The organism is Gordonia sp. 135 (assembly GCF_009720185.1).
Taxonomy (GTDB): domain Bacteria; phylum Actinomycetota; class Actinomycetes; order Mycobacteriales; family Mycobacteriaceae; genus Gordonia; species Gordonia alkanivorans.
The window spans coordinates 2826178-2845918 of the sequence record NZ_CP046257.1 but is presented as its reverse complement, the minus strand read 5'-3'; the positions used below and the strand labels follow the sequence as shown (position 1 = coordinate 2845918).

Here is a 19741-nt window from a genome sequence, read left to right as displayed (position 1 = left end):
GGAGCAGCGTCTATCCCAGGTCGCGCCTGCCGAAGCCGACGACTCCGAGGATCACGGCAAACAGTGCGAGCGCCGTGACCCCGAGGATGCCTCCCGCCCCCACACTGTCGAGCGGGGCCTGCGGCAGATGCTGGAACGGTGATGCGGCGCGGGTCCATTCGGGCAGGTTGAACGATTCGGCGAGGATCTCGGCGACCAGGCAGTACGCGAAGTACGTCCAGGCGATGATCGCGGCCGCTCGGGGCACGAAGCCGATGCCGGCCACGGCGACCGCGAGGATCAACCAGACCGCCGGGACGTACACCGCTGCCGCGGCGAGAAGGCGTGGGATCTGACCGGGATCGCCGATGGTGAGGCCGTAGGCCAGCCCTTCGCCCACCGCGCCGGCCGCCAGGACGGCGGCGCTGCCGACGAGTGCCATCGTGATGTGGCCGCCGAACCAGTAGAGCCGGTTGGTGTTCGCGGCGACGAGCGACTCCGCCCGGTCGGCGGTTTCCTCACGGCGTGCCCGCAAGGCGCTGTTCACCCCGTATCCGGCCGACATCAGGGCGGCGATCGTGAGCGTGAGTGCGAGGTAGGCGTCCACGGCGTCCTCGGCGCCGCCGGGCAGGAACTCCGCGATCTGAGGGTTGTTCTCCATGAAGTCGGTGATCGCGTCGCCGAACGAGCCGTAGGCGGCCGATAGGACGAACACGCCTGTCGCCCAGGCGGCGATCGACCCGCGGTGTAGACGCCACGCCAGACCCGTCGTCGTATGCAACAGCCACGACGCCTCTGCGCGCCCGGCCCGGTTGCCGAAGATCCCGGCGCCGAAATCGCGGTGCTCGGAGACCGCCACGGCGGCTGCGATGGTCAGCGTCCCTGCCACGAGTGGAAGCAGGATCGGCCACCACCTGTCGTCGACGTACGGGTACGTGCGCTGACCCCAGCCGATGGGGGAGAGCCACGACATCGCTCCGTTGCCGACATCACCGATCGCCCGCAGCACATACGCCAGCCCGAGCATCGCGGTGATCGAACCGTAGACGCTGCGGGGATTCTCGAAGATCTGCGCGGCCAGTGCCGTCAGTGTCGCGAAGGTGAGGCCCACTCCGGCCAGTGCCGCGCCGAAGAGTACGGAACCGCCGAGCGGGAGGCCGGTGGCGACGGCGGTGATCACGACGGCGACCCCGGCGGCAAGATTCGCGACGGCCGCAAGAGTCAATGCGGTCGCGACCGGCGCATCGCGGCCGACCCGCGTCGAGCGGAGGAGTTCGGCGCGACCGTTCTCCTCGTCGGTACGCGTGTGGCGACCGACGAGAAACATCGACATGAGTCCGAGAACGATGGCGGCATAGCCGAATATCTCGAACACGACCTCGCCGCCGATGGTGGCGAGCAGCTGCTCCGGGCCGCCGAGCGCGATCACCGCGGGACTTCCGCCGATGGTCTCGCGGAGGGCGGCCAGCTTGGCCGGGGTGTCGTAGAGGTTCTGGCTGGCGACGGCCTGGAATCCCACTAGGGCGGCGGTACCGCCGATCCACGCCACGAGCGCGGCTCGTTCGCGCCGAACGTAGAACTTCAGAAGTGTTCGGAGCCCGGTGGCGTCCGCAGTCCGTCCGGCGCCACGTACCGTGTTCCGCTCCGCGACCTGCACCATCTCGATCTCCGCCATCGGATCTCCTCAGGCCCCGGTCGCCCGGGTGCCGGTTCCGTAGTGCCGGAGGAAGATGTCCTCCAGCGTCGGCGGGGCGCTGGTCAGATCGCGGACACCCAGGGTCGCGAGTTCGCGCACCACGGTGTCCAGGGCGGCGGCGTCGACGGTGCAGCGGATGCGGTGTCCGTCGCGGATCAGGTCGTGCACGCCGGGGACCGCGTCGAGCGTCGAGGGATCGTGGGCGGTCTCGGCACTGATCTCGAGCCGACCGAGGTGGCGCAGCTCCGACAGTGATCCGCTGTCCACCGTCCGCCCGGCCCGGATGAGGGTGACCCGGTCGCAGAGCGCCTCGACCTGGGCCAGGATGTGACTCGACAGCAGAACGGTGCGACCGTTCCGGCGTTCCTCCTCGATGCACCGCTGGAACTCGGCCTCCTTGAGCGGATCCAGACCGGACGTCGGCTCGTCGAGCAGGAGCAGTTCGGCGTCGGAGGCCAGCGCGGCGATCAAGGCGACCTTCTGCCGGTTGCCCTTCGAATAGGTCCGGGCCTTCTTCCGCGGGTCGAGTTCGAATCGCTCGATCAATTCGTCACGACGACGCCGGTCACGGTCACCGCGGAGGTTGCACAGGAGATCGATGACCTCCCCGCCGGTCACGCCCGGCCACAGATTCACCTCTCCGGGCACATACGCGATGCGGCCGTGCAGATTCACGTTGTCGCGCCACGGATCTCGGTCCAGGACGCGGACGACGCCCGAATCCGCGCGCAGCAATCCGAGCAGAACACGGATGGTGGTGGTCTTGCCGGAGCCGTTGGGTCCCAGGAATCCGTGGACCTCGCCCTCGGTGACGGTCAGGTCGAAGGCGTCGAGGGCCCTGACATGGTCGAACGACTTGGTCAGCTCCTGGATCGCGATCGCGGGCACATTCCCAGACTAAGACCGTCGGGCGCCCCGATCGCGGGGCCGAAAGTCACCTGATTCCGGCCCCGCGAACATGGCGATGAACTCAGCTGGAACCGAAGAGACCGTCGAGCGAGCCGCCTCCGGAGCCGGCGCAACCGGTCACGGTCACGGTGTGCCACTCACGGTTCCCGATCCATTCGCCCCCGCCTTCACCGTTGTTCCCGGGCGGGCCGAGGACCATCCGGTACTTCACCGTGTGTGTCGCGGCGTCCGGATTGGGGAGCGGCGGATTGTAGGAGTCGCTCAGATTCTTCAGATCTTTGGTGTACGTGGCTGTGGACACGCTGCGGTTGCTCACCATCCACCGGTTCTGCTCGGTGTTCTCACCTTCGGTTGCGATGTCGTCCGGCCACCGCGGGGCATCGTTGACCGTCGTGTGCATCCCACCGGTCCGTCCGACCTTGAAGTCGGCATAGTCGACGTCGCGCAGCGGTTCGTCGTCGATCTGCCAGTCGATCGTGTAGCTCGTGACGTTGGTGGTGTTCTTGATGGTGAACTCCACCTTGCAGTTTCCCTGGTTCTCGGCCCAGAACTGGACAGGACCTGTCCGCTGACCGTTGTCGGCTGCCTGCGCGACACCGGGTGCGATGGAGAGCGCCAACCCCCCGGCGGCGACCGTCGCCAGTCCGGTAACGATGGTCCGTTTGATCAATTGCCTCACCCATTTCGTCTTGTCCCGACCTGTTCGGGACGCTATGGACGGGTCAAATGTCCAATGGTGAGATCTGGATCACATGGCACGAATTTGCCGTCGCTGGGCACGTGCAAGTCACAGAAAAGCCCCGGTCCGGGGACCGGGGCTTTTCTTCCTACGAGCGGATGACGGGATTCGAACCCGCGACCCTCACCTTGGCAAGGTGATGCGCTACCAGCTGCGCTACATCCGCATGCTCACGAGCGATGGCACTGCCCGCGTGGCCAAGAGAAAGCCCCGGTCGGGGACCGGGGCTGACTTCTCTCGTGGTGCGCGATACAAGGATTGAACTTGAATCACTGCAAATCTCCGGTATCCGCTTTGACCTCGGGTTTGATGCCTTGGCCTGCGGATAGGTGCCATAGTAGCGCACGGACAGCAGATGACAAGTCCGGACACGAAATGAAACACTGCAGGTCACGTGCAGGTCACGCGAGGTCACGAACACGGTAAAGTGCCCAAACAGGCACAACGAGGGGCGTGACAGTGGTTCGTGGTGAGGGACGCAAGAACGCGAAAACTGGGGCATTCGGCTCAGTCAACAAGCTGCCATCCGGGCGCTACAGGGCACGCTACGTCGGCCCAGACGGGCGGCGACACAACGCTCCCACCACGTTCGTGACAGTGTTGGATGCCCGAGGCTGGCTGGCAGTCCAACAGGCTGACATCATCCGGAAAGCGTGGACGCCACCAGAGGCGGAACCGCAAGCGATAGTTGCGTTCTCGGAGTACGCCGAAACGTGGCTTGCGGCACGAACCGTCAAAGGGCAACCTCTGAAAGACCGGACCCGCGACCACTACCGGGACCTACTCAACAACCGACTCCTGCCCACCTTCGGGAAGCTTCCCCTCTCGTCGATCACCTCGGAGGATGTGGAACGGTGGCATCGCAAGCAAGTTGAGCTACAGACACCTACGGCGACCGCCAACGCCTACTCCCTGCTGAACACGATCATGCAATCAGCAATGAAAGACTCCCGGCGTCTGGTCAAGACCAACCCGTGCGTGGTGTCTGGTGCCGGGAACGCGCGACGGATGTCAACGGCCAGTTTGATGTCCCCGCTGGTGGCCAGGTAAAAGTCCCCACCCTGTGCGGGATGTTCTAGGTGGGTGGTACCTCCGTTCGGTGTGTCATGCGGTAGGAGTCGCCGTCGGTGATGACGATGGTGGCGTGGTGTAGGAGCCGGTCGAGGATGCTGGCGGCGGTGGTGTGTTCGGGCAGGAATCGTCCCCATTGTTCGAAGGGCCAGTGGCTGGCGATCGCGAGAGAGCGGCGTTCGTAGGCGCCGGCGACGAGCCGGAACAGTAGTTGGGTGCCGGTGTCGTCGAGTGGTGCGAATCCGATCTCGTCGAGGATGAGCAGATCTTGGCGTAGCAGGGTGTCGATGGTTTTGCCGACGGTGTTGTCGGCCAGTCCGCGATACAGGGTCTCCACGAGGTCGGCGGCGGTGAAGTACCGCACTTTGTGTCCGGCGTGTACTGCGGCGATCCCCAGCCCGATCAGGGTGTGACTCTTGCCAGTCCCGGCTGGGCCGATCAAGGCCAGATTGTGTTGGGCTCGAACCCATTCCAGTGAGGATAGGTATTCGAAGGTGTTGGCCGGGATGGAGGATGCGGCCACGTCGAACGATTCCAGGGTTTTGGTGACCGGGAACCCGGCAGCTTTGAGTCGGTTGCGGATGTTGGAGGCATCACGAGCGGCGATCTCGGCTTCGACCAGGGTCCGCAGCACTTCTTCGGGTGTCCATCGCTGGGTTTTCGCGGTGAGCAGTACCTCGGGTGCGGTGCGGCGGATCGAGGCGAGCTTCAATCGGCGTAGCGCTTGGTCGAGGTCGGCCGGTAGTGGCGGCACTGTTGGTGCAACTGATGTCGATGTTGTGGTGGTCATGACACCTCCTTGTCGCCGGCGCCGAGCTTGTAGGCATCCAGCGAGCGGGTGGGCGCGGTAGGCAGGTGCCCGAGCAGTGCTGTGCCGGCCGGTCGCGGGTTGGGGGTGCCGGCTCCGGCATCGAGGATCGAACGCACATCGGCGGCCTTGAACCGTCGGAATGCCACCGCCCTGGTCAGGGCGGTGAGCACCTGTTCGTGGCCGTGGGAGGTGACGAGCCCGAGGATGTCGTCGAGTTCACCGCTTAGGCGGGTGTTACCGATCGCGGCGGCACCGACCAGGAACTGCTCAGCAACCTCACCGAGAGCGCAGAACTGCTTCTCTGCTGCGGTTTTGGGTCGTGGTGCACGACTGGGCGGTGTGCGTGGCCCGCCGTAGTGGTCATCGTTGAGGACGACCTCTCCGGGTGCGGCCAGCAGATGTTCGGCGATCACCTCGCCTGAGGCGGGTTCGGCGATCAGGAGCCGTTCACCGTCCTGGATGAGGGTCACGGTGGTGCCGATGAGCCGGTTGGGTACCGAGTAGCGGGCCGAGGCGTACCGGATACATGAGAGGCGATCGACCTTTCGGGTGACCGGCGGTGGGCCGACTTGGGCCCGCAGAGATGGCAACGTCGACAGCACTTCTCGTTCCACATCGAGTTGCTCAGCAGGCACGCACAGTGTGTCGCTGTGGCGGCGGGTGTTGACCTCGACACACCAGTCCCGCGCGGCCCGGTTCGCTGCGTGCACATCCAGCTGCACGTCGTCACGACCAGCGGCGATCTTGGCTTCGGTCCACAACGGTTGCGCCAGATCTGACTGCGCGTACCCGCAGAGGTTCTCCACGATCCCTTTCGATTCCGGATCGGCGCCGTGACAGAAATCCGGGGCGAACCCGTAGTGGGTGGCAAACCGCACATACGAGGGGGTGGGTACGACGACGTTGGCGACGACTCCACCTTTGAGGCAGCCCATCCGATCAGCGAGTACCTTGTTGGGTACTCCACCGATCTCCTCAAAGGCTTCAGCGATGAATCCGAGTGTGGTGGTGGATGTTTCATTGGTGGCGAACCGAACGAACCGCCAGCGTGAGAACGCCAACACCGCGCAGAACATGTGCAGGCCGCCGATCACGGCCCAATCGATGACCAGGTAGTCACCCGGAGCCCACACTGCCGGGCGACGCCCACGATGGTGATCACGGCGCCACTGTGTTTTCTCCTGGGCGACGAGACGACGGAAGTTGCGGGCCGAGCCTGCATAGCCCGCCGCTCGCGCTACTGGTAGCAGACGTTTGGCGGTGATCCGGCCGTGTGACCGCTCGACTCTCTCGGCGACCAGCTCGGCGACGGTGTCGTAGTTGCGGGCCCGTTCCTTGCGATCGGGTGGTTGATCGTCGGCCTCGAACCGGTCGACCACACGTTTGACGGTCTTGTGGGTGGTGCCGCACACCTCGGCTGCGGCGCGATAGCTTCCGAGTTCTCGGTAAGCAGAAATGATGTCCATACGGTCCTTCGCAGACTTCAATGGAACTCCCAGGCGGTGATGGTGATCGGTTGGCACCTTCACCGTCATCGCCTGGGCCCTCAGTTCCGGGTCGACACGACGAACACAGGGTGGGGACTTTTATCTGGCCACCAGCGGGGACCTCGACCTGGCCACCAGTGGGGACTTTCTCATGGCCATGGACAACGGAAGAAGCGCATTAAGCCGGCCTCGTTGGAACAGTTGGCGGTCATCGTCGAGAACATGCCCGAACGGCTACGGCTGATGGTTCTGTTGGCGGCGTGGTGCGCACTCCGGTTCTCCGAGCTGTCGGCCTTGAGGAGAGCCGACATTACGTTGGAGCGCGACAACACTGGCAAACCTGTTGCAGGGTTCGTGATCGTTGAGCGTGGTGCTGTACGTGCCCGCGAGAAGGGCAGGCACGCGACTACCCCGAAGTCTGAGGCGGGGGAGCGGACCGTTGAAATACCACCCCACCTCCTGCCGCTGGTCGAACATCATCTGGCCGAGCATGTAGCGGCGGGGCGTGGATCGCTGCTGTTTCCAGCTTCACACGGCGGGTTTTTGGCACCGAGCACCGTGTACCGGCATTTCTATCCCGCGCGAACGGCTGCTGGCCGAGACGACCTAAGGTTTCACGATCTTCGCCATACCGGGGCTGTTCTTGCCGCTTCGACGGGTGCAACGTTGGCCGAGTTGATGAACCGGCTAGGTCACTCGACTCCTACGGCTGCTCTGCGGTACCAGCATGTCGTTGATGGGCGTGACAGGTCGATTGCGAGGATGCTGTCGAAGCTGGCCGAGTGAGCCTGATCGTGACGTAGGCGTACTTCGGTGAGGAGTTCTGTTAGCTGGGAATGTCGAAGTCATCGAGTTCTACTACGCGCGTTCGTCAACCAGGTGCGCGACTCGATGCAAGGGGAACTCCCGCAAGTGTCGCTTCCCGACTTTACGCCGACCCAAAAGTCCAGTTCGAGGCGCACGTGTTGATCCCGCATCTAGCACCGTTTCATCGAGGCCCCGTGTGTCGCAGTTGCGATCAAGGGGGCAAATCTCCACAAATTGGGTATGACAGTTCGCCCGATCTGTCATGCCGTTGTCGTATGGTTTCGAGGTTCGTCGCGCAGTGTCCGGAAAGCCCCAAGATTGTGTTGGCTCCGACCCCACGAACACCCCAAACCGAAAGTCACCCCTACAGGGGTCTGAAGCCGTGTGGAGTTGTTGTGGGACAAAAGTTTTTGAGTGTTGAGCAGGCCGGCCAGATTGTTGGCGTTTCCGGGCGCACCATTCGCCGCTGGGTGGCATCAGGACGGCTAACCGGGTACAGGGTAGGGCCGAAGCTTTTGAGGGTGTCAGCGGCTGAACTGGACCGTCTAGCGACGCCCGTGGTCTGAATCTGCATCGCAGGCATTTGTCTCGGGAGCAGAAGCGTGCTCTTGTTGCTGCCTCAATTCCGCCTGGCGTGGAGCCGTGGGACTGGATCGTCGAACACAGTGGTGGTTCTGATGACCGATCTGTCGAAGGTTATTTCCCCCGCCGATTTGGCGGAGCTGAACTCGGTGACGGAGAAGACTCTGGCTGAGCCTGATGCTGCGCTTGTCGAGTGTGAGGCTGTGATTGAGCGTGGTTTGAAGTCGTTTGTGGAGGTCGGTCAGGCGTTGGCCCGAATCCGGGATGAGGACCTTTATAAACAACTCGGGTACACGCGGTTTGAGGATTACTGCCGAGAACGGTGGGACTTAAAACGTTCATATGCTTACGAAACTATCGAAGCATCGCAAACGGTCAGGTCTTTGTCCGGAATTCCGGACACGCATATTCCCACTAATCCCGGCCAAGCCCGAGAACTTCTTGGCCTTGCGCCTGGTGAGGCCCAAGAAGTCATGCAAGCCGCCCACGAGGCCACAGGCGGAAAGATTACCGCTAAAGCCATCAAGCAAGCACGTGAAGAGTATGAATCTGAGGAGGAGCCCCAATATCCAGCTCGGCCGGTCGATGAGCAGCATTTTGCGCGGGTGAATGCTGCCGACCGCAAAATTCATGAACTTTTAAACGAGTTCATCAGGAACAGGCATCCGCTTAATGCTCATCAGCACGAGTTGTCGGTGATGATGTTGCAGAAAATTCGAGCCGCAACTATCCATATTGAGGAAATCTACAATGGCAAGAACGACTTCTAGCGGCCCTGGAGAGCAGCTAAAAGGTCGTTGTACGCACGACTACTAGAGTCAACGGGTGTCTTAGAAATTCGCCTCCGGTCCGCTTATGGCATTCGAGTAATCGAATCCAAGGGACTTTACGCGTGCGCGCGCGTTTCCTATTATGCAAACATTTTACTTGCATATCCAACAAACGTGCGCGGTCCGTTTTTCGAACACTCACGGAAGACCACACTGACTCCAGGAAACCATGATGCTCTCTATTTCTCAAGCCGCAGTCCTTCTAGGGGTAAGCACTCGGACTATTCGACGGTGGATCGCTGCCGGCGAACTCCCGGCGACACGAATCGGCCCGAAACTACTCCGAATCCACACTGAGGACCTTGAACGCCTCGGCACACCAATCAACTAAACGGGAGGACCTTTCGTGACCGCGCCACACAACATCCAATCGGAGAACACCCGCGTCACCTGGACCTGCCCCAAGTGCGGAGCAACCGAAGTACCGGGAAGCGCCAACAACATGTTCCGTTTGTGGAACCACGCCGCTGGTGTGCCGTTCAGCCGTCGCACAGCGGCTCAGGCTGCGCAGAACGCGCGCGGCCTCACCCAGTGTCGTGCCGAGGTGTTCGATTACCTGCTGCGTAATGCGCGTCTGGCGGTGACCACTCCAGGCCGGCGACTGATGACCGACCGGGAAATGACGGCCTGGCGGCTGGAGCAGGCTCAGGCGGAAGGACGGCTGTTCTGATGACAAAGCGCGAGGAGGAGAAGCGGGCGCGTCGAAAGCACCGCCAGCTAGCGAAGAAAGTCAACCGACCAGTCTTCTACGCGTTGGCCGTGGATGGGAATCCCATACGCAACGAGAACGGCGAAATGATCGGGGTGTGGATCGCGTGACGTTCTCAAAGTTCGAATGGCTAAAGGCAGCCACGGGCAAAGGGTTGACCGGCTCGCAGTGGGAGGTACTCGTGTGGGTGTGGAACCACACCGACGCTAATGGTGCCAATGCGTTCGCGGGTGCCGAGCGTGTCGCCGCCGATACAGCCAAGAACGAAAAAACCGTGCGGCGTGCTCTCGCCGATCTGACAGAGCGTGGGATTCTCATCCGCGACACGACTGGTGGGCGTCGAGGAGATGCGAGGTTTGCGTCTCGGTATCGCCTTGGGAGCTTTGACCCCAACCGGACATCTACATTCCCAACCGGACATTCCCATTCCCAACCGGGCGTACAGACCCCCCCAACAGATCCAATTACAACATATCCGACTACAACAAACCCAAAAGCAGATATGTCCTCGACATCGGTCGAGGGTGTGGATTCCCCTTCGGGGCACAACAACGTCGAAGATTCTGACTTGTCTGTGTCGATGCGGCCGAAGGCCCTCAACGTTGATGATGCCTCCCCCCAAGCCCCCCTCGCGGATTTTCCGGACCACGAGCTGAGGCCGCTACCGGCGGGCTGGCACATCAATGGTGCTCATGTTTCCCTTGCAGACAAGTACGGCATCAACTGTCGAGAGCTTGCGGATATTTGGTGCCGATGGGTCGAGGAAACTCCTTCGGACTCGGGTCCACGTCAGTCTACGAATTGGGATCGTTTCTTTGCTCACGTCATTGCAGCGATAGGTGATGACGAGGTTGATCCCGATGGACGGCATTTCATGTTGGAAGAGTTCGGCGATGTCGATGGTTGGTGGGATCGCGGCTCTGAATCCGCCATATGGCTCGAAAACACTAAAAGGTACCCAGATGTACCCGAAGACGATTTTACAGCCTCAGAATTTGATACAGAGGCAGCAATCGCCCGTCCTGATCTCCCAGCCGGGAAGGTTTACGGCAATGAATGGGTGGTGTCGAAGGCTTGCCGTTTTGCTTGCCGTGATCGGGGCCTTGACTTCGATCAGGAAATCGTAGCTTTCCTTATCGAGAATGCCGATGACGCAGACACGCCGATGGGTTTCGAGAAGCGGTTTATTCGCGGCCTCGACAGAATAAGCGCCTGAAACGTCCGTAGCCGCGATATATTTGTTCCCGGCACCTGAGTGACCGAAACATCATTCTGTTCGTTCTACGGCGCTCTGACGAGCCGGAAATCGGCATCTGTGTTGACATAGCTAATCGAGGTGACCGTTGGCTCGAATAACAATTTGGCTCACTGAGCACGAAGCTTGCAAGTTCGCCAACCGGTCACCCCTCACCTTACGCGACTGGCGTCTCCGAGGTCATGTCGTGGCCCGTAAGCGGAAAGGTGTCTTCGAGTTCGACCAGGAGAGCCTTCGAGCCCGCCGGCAATTTTTGAACTGGCGTGAACAGGACCGCCTTGTGGTGCATCCCGACAGGGTCGAAGCTTTCCAGTGGCTTTCTGAGTGCGCGCAGGCGGGAATTCGACTCCCCTCAGACTGGGGTCTCGCCCGAATCATGGGCGTGTCGTCATCCCAAGGTCGCGAGTGGAAGAAACAGTTCCTCACCAGGTGTGGGAGTGCTACGTGGGATCGTCCTGACGACGAGATTGCGGCCCGCGCGAACACGACGGTTAGAGCTGTCGAAGTCGCCAGAGAATGCTGGCAAAGACGTCGCGCATCAAAATTTAAACCGATGCAACAGTCATACTTGCGTTAAATAGCGGGCTGAGAAGCCTCCTAGCAGGATGTAAATAGACCCGGCAACCCTGATGGGGGTAAGCCGAATAAAGAGGCGCTGAGAGCGTCTTACAAACCCGCGCATAAAACAGGTTGCGGGGAATAAAGATGGAAAGATAATGGATAAAGAAATAGTACACAGGATAGCGCCCGGATTGGGTTTTGCCCCAATCGGCTGGCGGCGAACCTCCAGGAACGGTCACCAAGTCGTCCTTTTGACGCAAGGCACGTCATGGATCGCAATCCCCACCGAGGTGTTCGACACAATCGTCGATGACATCGACGAATCCCTAGAACGAGAACCGGAACTGGGCCGACTATTTTCCTCGCGTGATTCGTGCTCTCCACCGAAGTGGAACAGGACATGAGCCGGAACCGTGCGGATCGATTCAAACTCAAGCTGGTCGGACAACTCCAAGAAAACTGGGTGCTAGAGCACGGTGAAGTCTCCTGGATTGACTTCCCGAGAAGCCACCTCAGTGACCTGCACAAAATCGTTCAGAAAGAGTTCCTGAAACAACTCGACAATGAGGATGACTGAATGGCGCGAGCGATCCTCACGAACACAAAAGTTAACGCATCCGTGTGGCGCGATGAGGTTCGTTTACAAGTGACCCGAACTGATGCCGGCCTCAATCTGGCTCTTCCTGATTCAGAGTGCGTCGAGGTGTTGTGCGAGGCCGCCGGAGTGGATGAGTGACCGCAAGATGTAGTGGTTGAGGTTGCGGAAGCCCAACGCGATCCCGCGGAGGTGTTCCAGGCGGCCGTTGATCGCTTCGACGGGTCCGTTGGAGGCGCCGGTGTCGAAGTAGGCCAAGATCTCGGCACGCCGCGCCCATAATGATCGGCCGAGTTGGGCCAACTCTGCCAGCCCGGACGGAACGCCGGTATGAATCCGTTTGAGCAGCTTGTACATCGCGATCTTGCCGTCACGCTTGTTCTCCTGGCCGTAGGCGTTGATCAGCTCTTGGTAGATCGCGTAGGTGACCGAGACGGCCACGTGCTCCTCGTGAGCCTCCAACCCGCTACGTAGCCGGGCCTTCTGCTTGTCTGTCAGCAACGCGATCCGGGTCAGCAGTGGTCGGCGGATACCGTAGAGCGGATCACCCGTGCGGCCGCGGTGCCCACACGTATGGTGTTGCACGCGTTGACGACACACTGTGAGCTTCTCGGCGGCCAGATGGACCACGTGGAACGGGTCCATCACCGCCCGCGCCTTATCCAATGCCTCGGCGGTCGCGGTGCGATACCCGGTGAATCCGTCCATGGTGACCACCCGGATCCGGTCCCGAAAGGAGTCATCGCGGGCATCGAGCCAGTCCTTCAACGCCGCTTTGGACCGGCCGGCCACCATATCCAGCAAGCGCGCCGACCCGGTCCCATCCACAATCGGTGTGAGGTCGACCAGCACGGTCACGAAACTCGAATCACCATTGCCGCGAACATGTTTCCACTTGTGCTCATCAACACCGAGAACCCTGACACCGTCGAGTCGGCCAGGCGCCGAAGCCACCGTACGCGCCGCCTGCAACGCGAGGGCATTCACGGTGTTCCAGCCCAACCCGACCGACGCGGCGACCGCAGAGACGCTCATCTTGTCCAGAATCATCCGCCGAAGAATCCACGCGATCGTGCGGCGCGTCACCGCCGCGCGCGGCGCGACGATCGCCGAGATGTCGGCGCGAAAGATGCCCTGACCACACGCGCCGTTCTCGCAGGCGTAGCGCGGCACCCTCAGATGCAACCGGGTCGGATGGCCCACGATCGGTAGATCTGCCACCTCACGATCGACATGATCACGCAACCGACCCGCCCGCTCGCACCTCGGGCAGCTACTCTTCGGGGCCAAGACCTCGCAGAACAGGTGTGTGCGATCCTCGCCGTCGAGAGCGGCATCGGTGATCGTCACCCCGAGTTCGATCGTGCGGCAAATCGTGTCGGCAATGGCGCTACGCTGCAACGAGGGTCCTGTCGGTGTGAGTGATGAGGTGTAGGGGCTTTCATCTTCACACCACAGGACCCGCCCGCATCCCCGGCTCGCCGCCGCCGAACCCGACCTACATCTTGTGCCCGGTAGAACCCGTTCTACGCACCGTCAATCAGGAAGAGCCCTCAATCTGGGTGTGCAACTACGACCCACCGAAGTGTCAAAACTTGTGCGCGACCTTATCGAATCGCTGGCGTTCATTGATCATAAGCACGCCGCTGACACTTTGGCGTTCGCAGTCGAAGTTCTGACTGGCGTCAAAACTCTTACAGAAGGAAACACCAATGACCGTTGATATCCGAAGTATCCGCCGCCACCTGGACTCCCTGCGTGGAGTCCTCACCGACGACGAGAGTGCCGAACTCGACCGGCTCATGCAAAAACACGACCGCGCTACGGCACTGGAAGTTCACGCTGAGACCGCGGTGTCGACCGTCGCCGAGTCTGTCGCCGCGTCGCTCCCCGCAGGCGCATCTGACGCTGACCTGATTGAGGCTGCCTCGAAAGTCCCCGCCCCAGGAGCGCTGAAGCTCGTTGCCAGTCGTGTCGGGCGTGCCGCAGAACGCGAAGCCCGCAATCTCGTCACGAGCAAGCGGGCCGACCTCATCGCCATGCTTAACGGCGAACTCGACGCGGTGCGCAAAGAGGCGGCGAAGCTACTCCCAAGCGTGCTTGCCATCGCCAACGCTTCTGACGCCATCCGCGCCGGCAAGTCCAAAGAGTGGACGCGAGCCGAAGACCTCCACACGGAGCACAAGTCGTTGCGTCGCGAAATCGACAGCCTCCGGTCCGATGGATTCCTCCCGTCGTTTAAGGGCCATGATGGTTATGGAATTTTCCGTCACCCCGAAACCGAGGCCGGCTACTACAATCGCTCGGCTTTTCAGCAGTTCGCCGAGGACGTCAACCGGCATGCATACGTGCCCGTGGATCAGTCGGAGGTCGACCAGGTTCGTGCCGCTGACCAGAAGGCATCGCATGTGGGATAACAGCATCGAAGCCGCCATCAAAGCGGCAGAAGACCGCTCGAACGGGTGTCCCTCCGATCCGCTACTTGCGCAGATTTGGCGTGACCAGCGAGATGGCCGAACGTGGCACCCGGACCCCGTAGTTGCCGCCGCACTTGAGGACGTCGAGAAGGGCCGGAGTTACTGCCCCGACCCGATCCTCGCCGCAGCGCTCGAAGCCACACAGAATATGCCCGTGAGTGGCACCTCGGACCCCGAACCCGAACCGGACTACCGACCAGCGGTCGAACGTCCAGAGGTCGGCGGTGGCGACCCATACGGTGACGGTCGGGCGATGCAGGCCGCGCACGAACGGTCCTCCTGGGTCAATTCAGGCCGGTATAGGTACGCCGACACCCAGCGGGTTCGCGAGTTCGGGGGCGAGCCGTGAAACCGCTGAACTGGGTCACGGAGGCGACCGCGATTAGGCCGGAACTGCCAGTCAATCCGCGAGCGATCGCAGCTATTCATCCCCAAACGAAGCCCGACGTCACAACCGTGGCCCATCTGGTCGCAGCACGCACCGCCGAGGCACGCGACATCGCCAATTGCCCCGAAGATGACGGCTGGTGGTACGAACCGTCACGCACACCCTCATCCGTGCGCCTAGCGATATGGGACAGCGTGCTTCGGACCGTTCGCGGCCAAGACGGCACCTTCACCGATGCCGAACGCGCCGCCATCCTCGACGACCCGCGTCGGCATGGCAAACGCGTCGGAGGCGTCGACATCGAAGAAGGGTCCGAATAATGGCCGACCCAAGATCAGGACGAAAATGGTTCGAATTCACAACCCGCTATTGGGAGCAGTTTGGCGAATACAACCCACCCTGCGCCCTCTGCGGCGAAATAGTGAACACCAGCATTCGGGGACGTCTAAATCCGTGGAGCCGATCCGTGGACCACATAATTCCCGTCGAAAGTGGCGGGAAAGTATATGACCTAAATAACGTCCAGGGCGTGCACCGGCTATGCAACACCAGTCGCGGCTCAAAACCCATGTCAGAATTCGACACACCAAAAAAGCGGCAATCATTCCGCAAAGTCGTTGAGGCGCTAGCCGTCGTTCAAGAAGTCAAACGCGAGCACACCTACGTGACCGCCGAAATCACCGAAACCCCAGCTCAACAGCGCCCATGGGCACCCTGGGGATGGTACAGCAGCAACGAAGGCGTCCGCCCAAACGGCGAATACTATTACAAATGCTGCGACCAAAAACCAACCAACACAAACATCCTCCACGAATGCCCAAAACAAGCCCTATAGGGCCATTTTCCGTTGTATGTGAAAAGCTCGGAAGAGGGTTGCAGATGTTTTTCCTATACGGGCCGGGGGTACCCCCCAGGGTGTTGCAGGAATGGGTAGAAGAATGATTGAATCGGTTTGTCGATTTGTTTCTTCTGCCCATTCTCTGGGGGTTCTCATGTTTTATGTTGTGGTTGGTGTGCTGGTGGTGGCTGGCCTGGTGGTGTACGGGGATCGGTTGCAGCGTCGGCAGGAGGTGGCTGGCCGGCAGAACCTTGTCGACGACTTGGTGCCGGTCATCGTTGAGAGGGTGAAGACGCAACTAGAGGTTGAGATGGGTGAGCGGATGGGTGACGCGATTGCAGGTGTGCAGGACGCCATTCTGGTGTCGTTGTCTCAAGTGATTCGGGAGGCTGTTGAGCGTGACGCTGTTCTGCTCGATGCCTAGAGCGTTGAGCCTGGAACTCTCGGGGCGTCATAGCTAGGTCGGTGACCGCGCGGAGGATGTCCAAGGCAGCGGCAATAGCTCAGTGCCAGATGCGAGGGTCTAGAACGCTACTGCCGTCAGGTTTTCTAGCCCGCATAGCGGTGTTGAAGTGTTCCTTGTCGTCGGTGCTGGATGGCTTCGGCCAGATACGTTCTGGCTCGGTGAACGTGTACCTGCGCCACCTACGTCCGTTGCCATCGAGGTAACGGAACAACACCTGAGTGTCCTGATCGTCAAAGGGTGTGTTGGGGTCAGGCACGACCCACACAGAGTCGAAGTCCTTACCTGCAGGCAGGTACATGCGTTCGGGTGCAGCCCGCTCGTGTTGCCGCTGCGACTCGGTCTGCTGGCAACCGGTATCGCCGTAGGTGACGCCCTCTATGACGATCTGGTGGAACGGTAGGTGGCTTGCGTTGCGGAGCGTCACGGTCACGACGATTCGGTCGTCGGGGTAGGACGTGACTAGGCGCGGAGTGAGTAGCCGTGCAAGTAGCACTTCGTCTTCGTGGCGGTTCTCGCGGTTCGCTACGAGTGTGCGCCAAGCTAGGAACACGCTGGCGAATGCGCCAACGGCTGCGAGGAGCGTCAGCCAGGATGGGAATGTGCCCATGTCGGCGCCTAATTGCCAGGCGGCGATGATTGCTAGAGCAGCGCCTGCCGTTGTACCGGCCACTGCTGCCGCGTGACGACGGTTGTACGGCGGCACTAGCTTATCGGTCACGGGACTTGCCTGACCTCTCTCGCGGCTACGGGCGGCTACGGACACGAGGACGGAACTTCAGTTCTCGACAGCGTATGCAACCAAGTACTAGGGCCAGGTGAGAGGATCACGTTCTGTGAGGTTTCACCGCGATGATGTGATCCAGAAGACTAGGTTTGAGGTAGTGAAGTCGCCTCTCGAAATTCTGACTGAACATGAGAGGTCAGTCCTACAGTCATATGCGATCAGCGGCCACAACCGAATCAATGCGGCACTCCGGGGCGACATCGAAATGACTCCCGAGATCGAACATCTGGTCGCGACCATACGGAGCGCGCTGCGTCGTATCCCACTGAAGGCATCTGTAAGAGTTACGCGATCCGTAGACGCGCAAGCACTGGCTGGCGTCGAACCTGGCCGGCAGGTGAGGTTCCCGGGGTTCCTGTCGACCAGCATGGCCCCGGAACCGCCTACAGCTTCACCGCTCGACCACCAGGTCATGGATCTACTCGTGATCGCAGGCACTCCGGCTGTCGCTTTAGGGGAGCTTGCAGAATTCCCGCTAGAGAAGGAACTTCTGATAATCGATAACCCGTTGGTCCACTTCACTGCGGTAGACTTCGAAGCAGTTCCACCGTGCGCACGCGGTTTCGTCGTTCCAGAGGAGGAGCACTTGTGAGCGCTTTGACAGAAGATCGACTGGTCTCCGAACTCGTCGAGATGACGCCGCAGGAAGCGACACGCGCTCGACGCAAGGTTGAGCGGTTGACAGGCGCACCCCTGCCCGTATCCGCGTATGAGCGTCGCTTGTACGTGTCCCAGGGCCTGGAACCACCAACTGAGTGAGCTTGAATGAAACCCGCCCCGAGTACCAGTCGAAGCTGGTCGGGGCGGGTTTCTTGTCGGACTAGGGGTGCAGGGCCACGCGTGTCGAAGCGGTCGTACTGATATCCCGTGCCCGGTTCTGGCTCACGGGGTCTCTGGTAGTCAAAGGTGACTGAGCTGATGCCCCGGAAGGCCATCGTTGTGCCGTCAACTTCGACGTGTTGAGGGTGGTCGCCAGATCGGTACATGAGTTTGAGTAGTTCGTCAGCGGTGAAGACTGTCTCGCCGTGGAGTCGGTCGCCGTGTTGCTCCAAGAGTGCGATTTGGCACTCCCGGTATATGTCAACGCCCCTGTCGGCAAGCAGTTTCAGAAGCTCCGCGAGGGTAGTGCGCCCTTCGCCCTCACTCGGTAGCGAGGACTGCAACCCGTACCAGAGTGTTGGCTCTAGTTGATCCTTCGTGATCTCTAGCTTGTCTTTTCCGGTCATGCTCGGATTATTCCCGCACGGATGGTATTGCTCTGGTCGCATTGCAGAAACCATCCGATCAGACCAAACAAAGAATCCGCCCCACGCTATCCTCGAAAAGGGATTGCGTGGGGCGGATTTTTCGTGTGCAGGCTAGGCCGACTTCAGCAGGTTGACACGCCCCGATGCTGCGATGGTGACCTGGCGTAGGAGGTGTTGGGCGTCGGTGAATGCGGCGACATATTCGCCGGCCTCAGCCGCGTCCATGAACTGCCCATCGGTGTTGCCGTCGATGGAGATGCCGTGCTCCATGCTGCCGTCCGCCAGCCTGTACGAGGATTCAACAACGACAGTGATCGTGCCGACCTCGCGGGTTGACCAGTACATGGTCACTGTTTCGCGGTCGATGAGCGGCTGCGGTGTGATGTCGAGCTGTCGGGCGACGGCTGCGAACATTTCCGCATTACGTCGGTTCGTCTCTGAGAGTGCGGCAAGAGCGGTGAGAGTGGTCATGATTTGTGGTTTCTTTCTGTGAATTGAGTCAGAGTCCGAGCCAGGCTGCGACACCAGGCATCGGTGTCAGGAGTTCGTCGACCTCATCGCCAGTCGCCAGTGTGAGCGCCTGGACGACCTCGCGGCCAAGCCGGGGGAGATCATCAGAGCCGTGGTCAACGGCCTCTTCCAACTCCCACACGGCGGTACGCAGTGGCTCTGCGTAGGGGCCGGTGGGTTCTTGCTCGTAGAGGTCCCAGGCGGCGCGGATGAGAGTTTCGGGTGCGCTGAGAGTGGTGACTGTCACGGGTCTGCTTACCTCCGGTTGTGTGCGCAGGACCCCGCGTAGGGCCTTGCGTGTGTGGGACCGGAGTTTGCCCACGAGGTCACGAGCAGGTCATGAAACAAGAAAGCCCCGGCGTAAACCGGGGCTGACCTGCAGTAACTGTGGTGCGCGATACAAGGATTGAACTTGTGACCTCTTCCGTGTCAGGGAAGCGCTCTCCCACTGAGCTAATCGCGCGGGACTGTGTTGAGTTGTGATGCGTGGAGGTGGCGACGGGAATCGAACCCGTGTACACGGCTTTGCAGGCCGTTGCCTCACCACTCGGCCACACCACCAGATGCGAGGTCGACTCGCGCCGAGCGGATGACGGGATTCGAACCCGCGACCCTCACCTTGGCAAGGTGATGCGCTACCAGCTGCGCTACATCCGCATGCCCACGAGCGATCTTGTGGATCTTGCTGCTCGCGGTGCGAAGAGAAACTTACGCGATCGATTCCGGACTTTACAAATCGGCAGGTCAGACGCTTGACGAACGGCGAATTCCCAGCGTGTGATTCCCGGTGGCTGCCGAATCGGACGTCTGTGACGTGGCGCACGTCCGTGATTTGGGAACTCTGCGCAAGCCGTGTAATCTTCTGGCTCGTGCGCAGGCGCCCCTGTCACAGACATCAGGCGCCCGACACGGTCCCGTGGCTCAGTGGAAGAGCGTCCCGTTCACACCGGGAAGGTCGCTGGTTCGATCCCAGCCGGGACCACAGAGAAAAGCCCCGCCG

At 61.1% G+C, this 19741-nt stretch carries 24 protein-coding genes and 5 tRNA genes; 16 read left to right on the top strand and 13 right to left on the bottom strand.

Annotated elements, in window-relative coordinates; translation table 11 throughout:
* Positions 1-10: 10 nt before the first annotated feature.
* The 4 genes from GKZ92_RS12800 to GKZ92_RS12785 form a co-directional block, all read right to left on the bottom strand.
* The gene (locus GKZ92_RS12800) at positions 11-1654 is read right to left on the bottom strand and encodes an ABC transporter permease (protein ID WP_155225333.1); all 1644 of its coding nucleotides are present in this window, start codon (positions 1652-1654) and stop codon (positions 11-13) included.
* A gap of 9 nt (positions 1655-1663) precedes the next feature.
* Positions 1664-2563 (bottom strand): ABC transporter ATP-binding protein, encoded by a 900-nt coding sequence (locus GKZ92_RS12795; RefSeq protein WP_155225332.1) that lies wholly within the window; start codon positions 2561-2563, stop codon positions 1664-1666.
* Positions 2564-2645: 82 nt separating this feature from the next.
* A complete protein-coding gene (locus GKZ92_RS12790; RefSeq protein ID WP_230461798.1) occupies positions 2646-3263 on the bottom strand; it encodes a hypothetical protein in 618 nt (205 codons plus the stop codon).
* A gap of 153 nt (positions 3264-3416) precedes the next feature.
* Positions 3417-3489, bottom strand: a tRNA-Gly gene (locus tag GKZ92_RS12785).
* Between the two features lie 287 nt (positions 3490-3776).
* Here GKZ92_RS12785 and GKZ92_RS12780 point away from each other — a divergent pair.
* Positions 3777-4373: an N-terminal phage integrase SAM-like domain-containing protein gene (locus GKZ92_RS12780; protein ID WP_329602372.1), complete on the top strand. Its 597-nt coding sequence runs from the start codon at positions 3777-3779 to the stop codon at positions 4371-4373.
* 25 nt (positions 4374-4398) lie between these two features.
* Here GKZ92_RS12780 and istB read toward each other — a convergent pair whose 3' ends face one another.
* Both istB and istA read right to left on the bottom strand, forming a co-directional pair.
* On the bottom strand, positions 4399-5184 hold the full coding sequence (gene istB, locus GKZ92_RS12775) for an IS21-like element helper ATPase IstB (RefSeq protein WP_006361228.1): 786 nt from the start codon (positions 5182-5184) through the stop codon (positions 4399-4401).
* Entirely contained in the window at positions 5181-6692 is a 1512-nt protein-coding gene (gene istA, locus GKZ92_RS12770; RefSeq protein WP_075863973.1) for an IS21 family transposase, read from the bottom strand. Before istA ends, istB begins: the two co-directional genes overlap by 4 nt.
* An 18-nt stretch (positions 6693-6710) precedes the next feature.
* On the opposite strand from istA, the gene GKZ92_RS12765 reads away from it, so the two are divergent.
* The 8 genes from GKZ92_RS12765 (at position 6711) to GKZ92_RS12730 (ending at position 12013) form a co-directional block, all read left to right on the top strand.
* Positions 6711-7478, top strand: coding sequence for a tyrosine-type recombinase/integrase (locus GKZ92_RS12765; RefSeq protein WP_155225711.1), 768 nt, complete (start codon positions 6711-6713; stop codon positions 7476-7478).
* A gap of 50 nt (positions 7479-7528) precedes the next feature.
* Positions 7529-8065: a helix-turn-helix domain-containing protein gene (locus GKZ92_RS23960; RefSeq protein WP_329602371.1), complete on the top strand. Its 537-nt coding sequence runs from the start codon at positions 7529-7531 to the stop codon at positions 8063-8065.
* 111 nt (positions 8066-8176) lie between these two features.
* Complete coding sequence (locus GKZ92_RS12755) at positions 8177-8851, top strand: hypothetical protein (RefSeq protein ID WP_155225331.1); 675 nt, start codon at positions 8177-8179, stop codon at positions 8849-8851.
* A gap of 229 nt (positions 8852-9080) precedes the next feature.
* Positions 9081-9242 carry a helix-turn-helix domain-containing protein gene (locus GKZ92_RS12750; protein WP_329602370.1) on the top strand — a complete coding sequence of 54 codons (162 nt, stop codon included), beginning with the start codon at positions 9081-9083 and terminating at the stop codon, positions 9240-9242.
* 15 nt (positions 9243-9257) lie between these two features.
* Positions 9258-9581 (top strand): hypothetical protein, encoded by a 324-nt coding sequence (locus GKZ92_RS12745; protein WP_155225330.1) that lies wholly within the window; start codon positions 9258-9260, stop codon positions 9579-9581.
* On the top strand, positions 9581-9730 hold the full coding sequence (locus tag GKZ92_RS12740) for a hypothetical protein (protein ID WP_155225329.1): 150 nt from the start codon (positions 9581-9583) through the stop codon (positions 9728-9730). The genes GKZ92_RS12745 and GKZ92_RS12740 overlap by 1 nt, the downstream gene beginning before the upstream one ends.
* Positions 9727-10836 carry a helix-turn-helix domain-containing protein gene (locus GKZ92_RS12735; protein WP_155225328.1) on the top strand — a complete coding sequence of 370 codons (1110 nt, stop codon included), beginning with the start codon at positions 9727-9729 and terminating at the stop codon, positions 10834-10836. Before GKZ92_RS12740 ends, GKZ92_RS12735 begins: the two co-directional genes overlap by 4 nt.
* A 973-nt stretch (positions 10837-11809) precedes the next feature.
* Entirely contained in the window at positions 11810-12013 is a 204-nt protein-coding gene (locus tag GKZ92_RS12730; RefSeq protein WP_155225327.1) for a hypothetical protein, read from the top strand.
* A gap of 111 nt (positions 12014-12124) precedes the next feature.
* On the opposite strand, the gene GKZ92_RS12725 is transcribed toward GKZ92_RS12730, so the two are convergent.
* Positions 12125-13432, bottom strand: a complete 1308-nt coding sequence (locus GKZ92_RS12725; protein ID WP_155225275.1) for an ISL3 family transposase — start codon at positions 13430-13432, stop codon at positions 12125-12127.
* A 311-nt stretch (positions 13433-13743) separates the two neighbouring features.
* Here GKZ92_RS12725 and GKZ92_RS12720 point away from each other — a divergent pair, with 311 nt between their 5' ends.
* From GKZ92_RS12720 to GKZ92_RS12705, 5 genes are all read left to right on the top strand, one after another.
* Entirely contained in the window at positions 13744-14448 is a 705-nt protein-coding gene (locus GKZ92_RS12720; RefSeq protein WP_155225326.1) for a hypothetical protein, read from the top strand.
* 214 nt (positions 14449-14662) lie between these two features.
* Positions 14663-14857, top strand: coding sequence for a hypothetical protein (locus GKZ92_RS12715; protein WP_155225325.1), 195 nt, complete (start codon positions 14663-14665; stop codon positions 14855-14857).
* A complete protein-coding gene (locus GKZ92_RS23565) occupies positions 14854-15216 on the top strand; it encodes a hypothetical protein (RefSeq protein WP_196222003.1) in 363 nt (120 codons plus the stop codon). The genes GKZ92_RS12715 and GKZ92_RS23565 overlap by 4 nt, the downstream gene beginning before the upstream one ends.
* A complete protein-coding gene (locus tag GKZ92_RS24005; RefSeq protein ID WP_442903303.1) occupies positions 15216-15731 on the top strand; it encodes an HNH endonuclease in 516 nt (171 codons plus the stop codon). Before GKZ92_RS23565 ends, GKZ92_RS24005 begins: the two co-directional genes overlap by 1 nt.
* Before the next feature lie 103 nt (positions 15732-15834).
* A complete protein-coding gene (locus tag GKZ92_RS12705; protein ID WP_155225323.1) occupies positions 15835-16158 on the top strand; it encodes a hypothetical protein in 324 nt (107 codons plus the stop codon).
* A 79-nt stretch (positions 16159-16237) separates the two neighbouring features.
* Here the strand turns inward: GKZ92_RS12705 and GKZ92_RS12700 are convergent, their stop codons facing one another.
* Positions 16238-16918 carry a hypothetical protein gene (locus GKZ92_RS12700; protein ID WP_155225322.1) on the bottom strand — a complete coding sequence of 227 codons (681 nt, stop codon included), beginning with the start codon at positions 16916-16918 and terminating at the stop codon, positions 16238-16240.
* Between the two features lie 115 nt (positions 16919-17033).
* Between GKZ92_RS12700 and GKZ92_RS12695 the strand changes: the two genes are divergently transcribed.
* On the top strand, positions 17034-17576 hold the full coding sequence (locus tag GKZ92_RS12695; RefSeq protein ID WP_196222001.1) for an ADP-ribosyltransferase: 543 nt from the start codon (positions 17034-17036) through the stop codon (positions 17574-17576).
* Positions 17577-18342: 766 nt separating this feature from the next.
* Here GKZ92_RS12695 and GKZ92_RS12690 read toward each other — a convergent pair.
* The 5 genes from GKZ92_RS12690 to GKZ92_RS12670 all read right to left on the bottom strand — a co-directional run bounded on the left by GKZ92_RS12690 (position 18343) and on the right by GKZ92_RS12670 (position 19398).
* Positions 18343-18702: a hypothetical protein gene (locus tag GKZ92_RS12690; protein ID WP_155225320.1), complete on the bottom strand. Its 360-nt coding sequence runs from the start codon at positions 18700-18702 to the stop codon at positions 18343-18345.
* Between the two features lie 28 nt (positions 18703-18730).
* Positions 18731-18988 carry a hypothetical protein gene (locus GKZ92_RS12685; protein ID WP_155225319.1) on the bottom strand — a complete coding sequence of 86 codons (258 nt, stop codon included), beginning with the start codon at positions 18986-18988 and terminating at the stop codon, positions 18731-18733.
* 141 nt (positions 18989-19129) lie between these two features.
* Positions 19130-19204 (bottom strand) — tRNA-Val (locus GKZ92_RS12680).
* Between the two features lie 24 nt (positions 19205-19228).
* Positions 19229-19302 (bottom strand) — tRNA-Cys (locus GKZ92_RS12675).
* Between the two features lie 23 nt (positions 19303-19325).
* Positions 19326-19398, bottom strand: a tRNA-Gly gene (locus GKZ92_RS12670).
* A 253-nt stretch (positions 19399-19651) separates the two neighbouring features.
* On the opposite strand from GKZ92_RS12670, the gene GKZ92_RS12665 reads away from it, so the two are divergent.
* A tRNA-Val gene (locus GKZ92_RS12665) sits at positions 19652-19723 on the top strand.
* Positions 19724-19741: the final 18 nt, after the last annotated feature.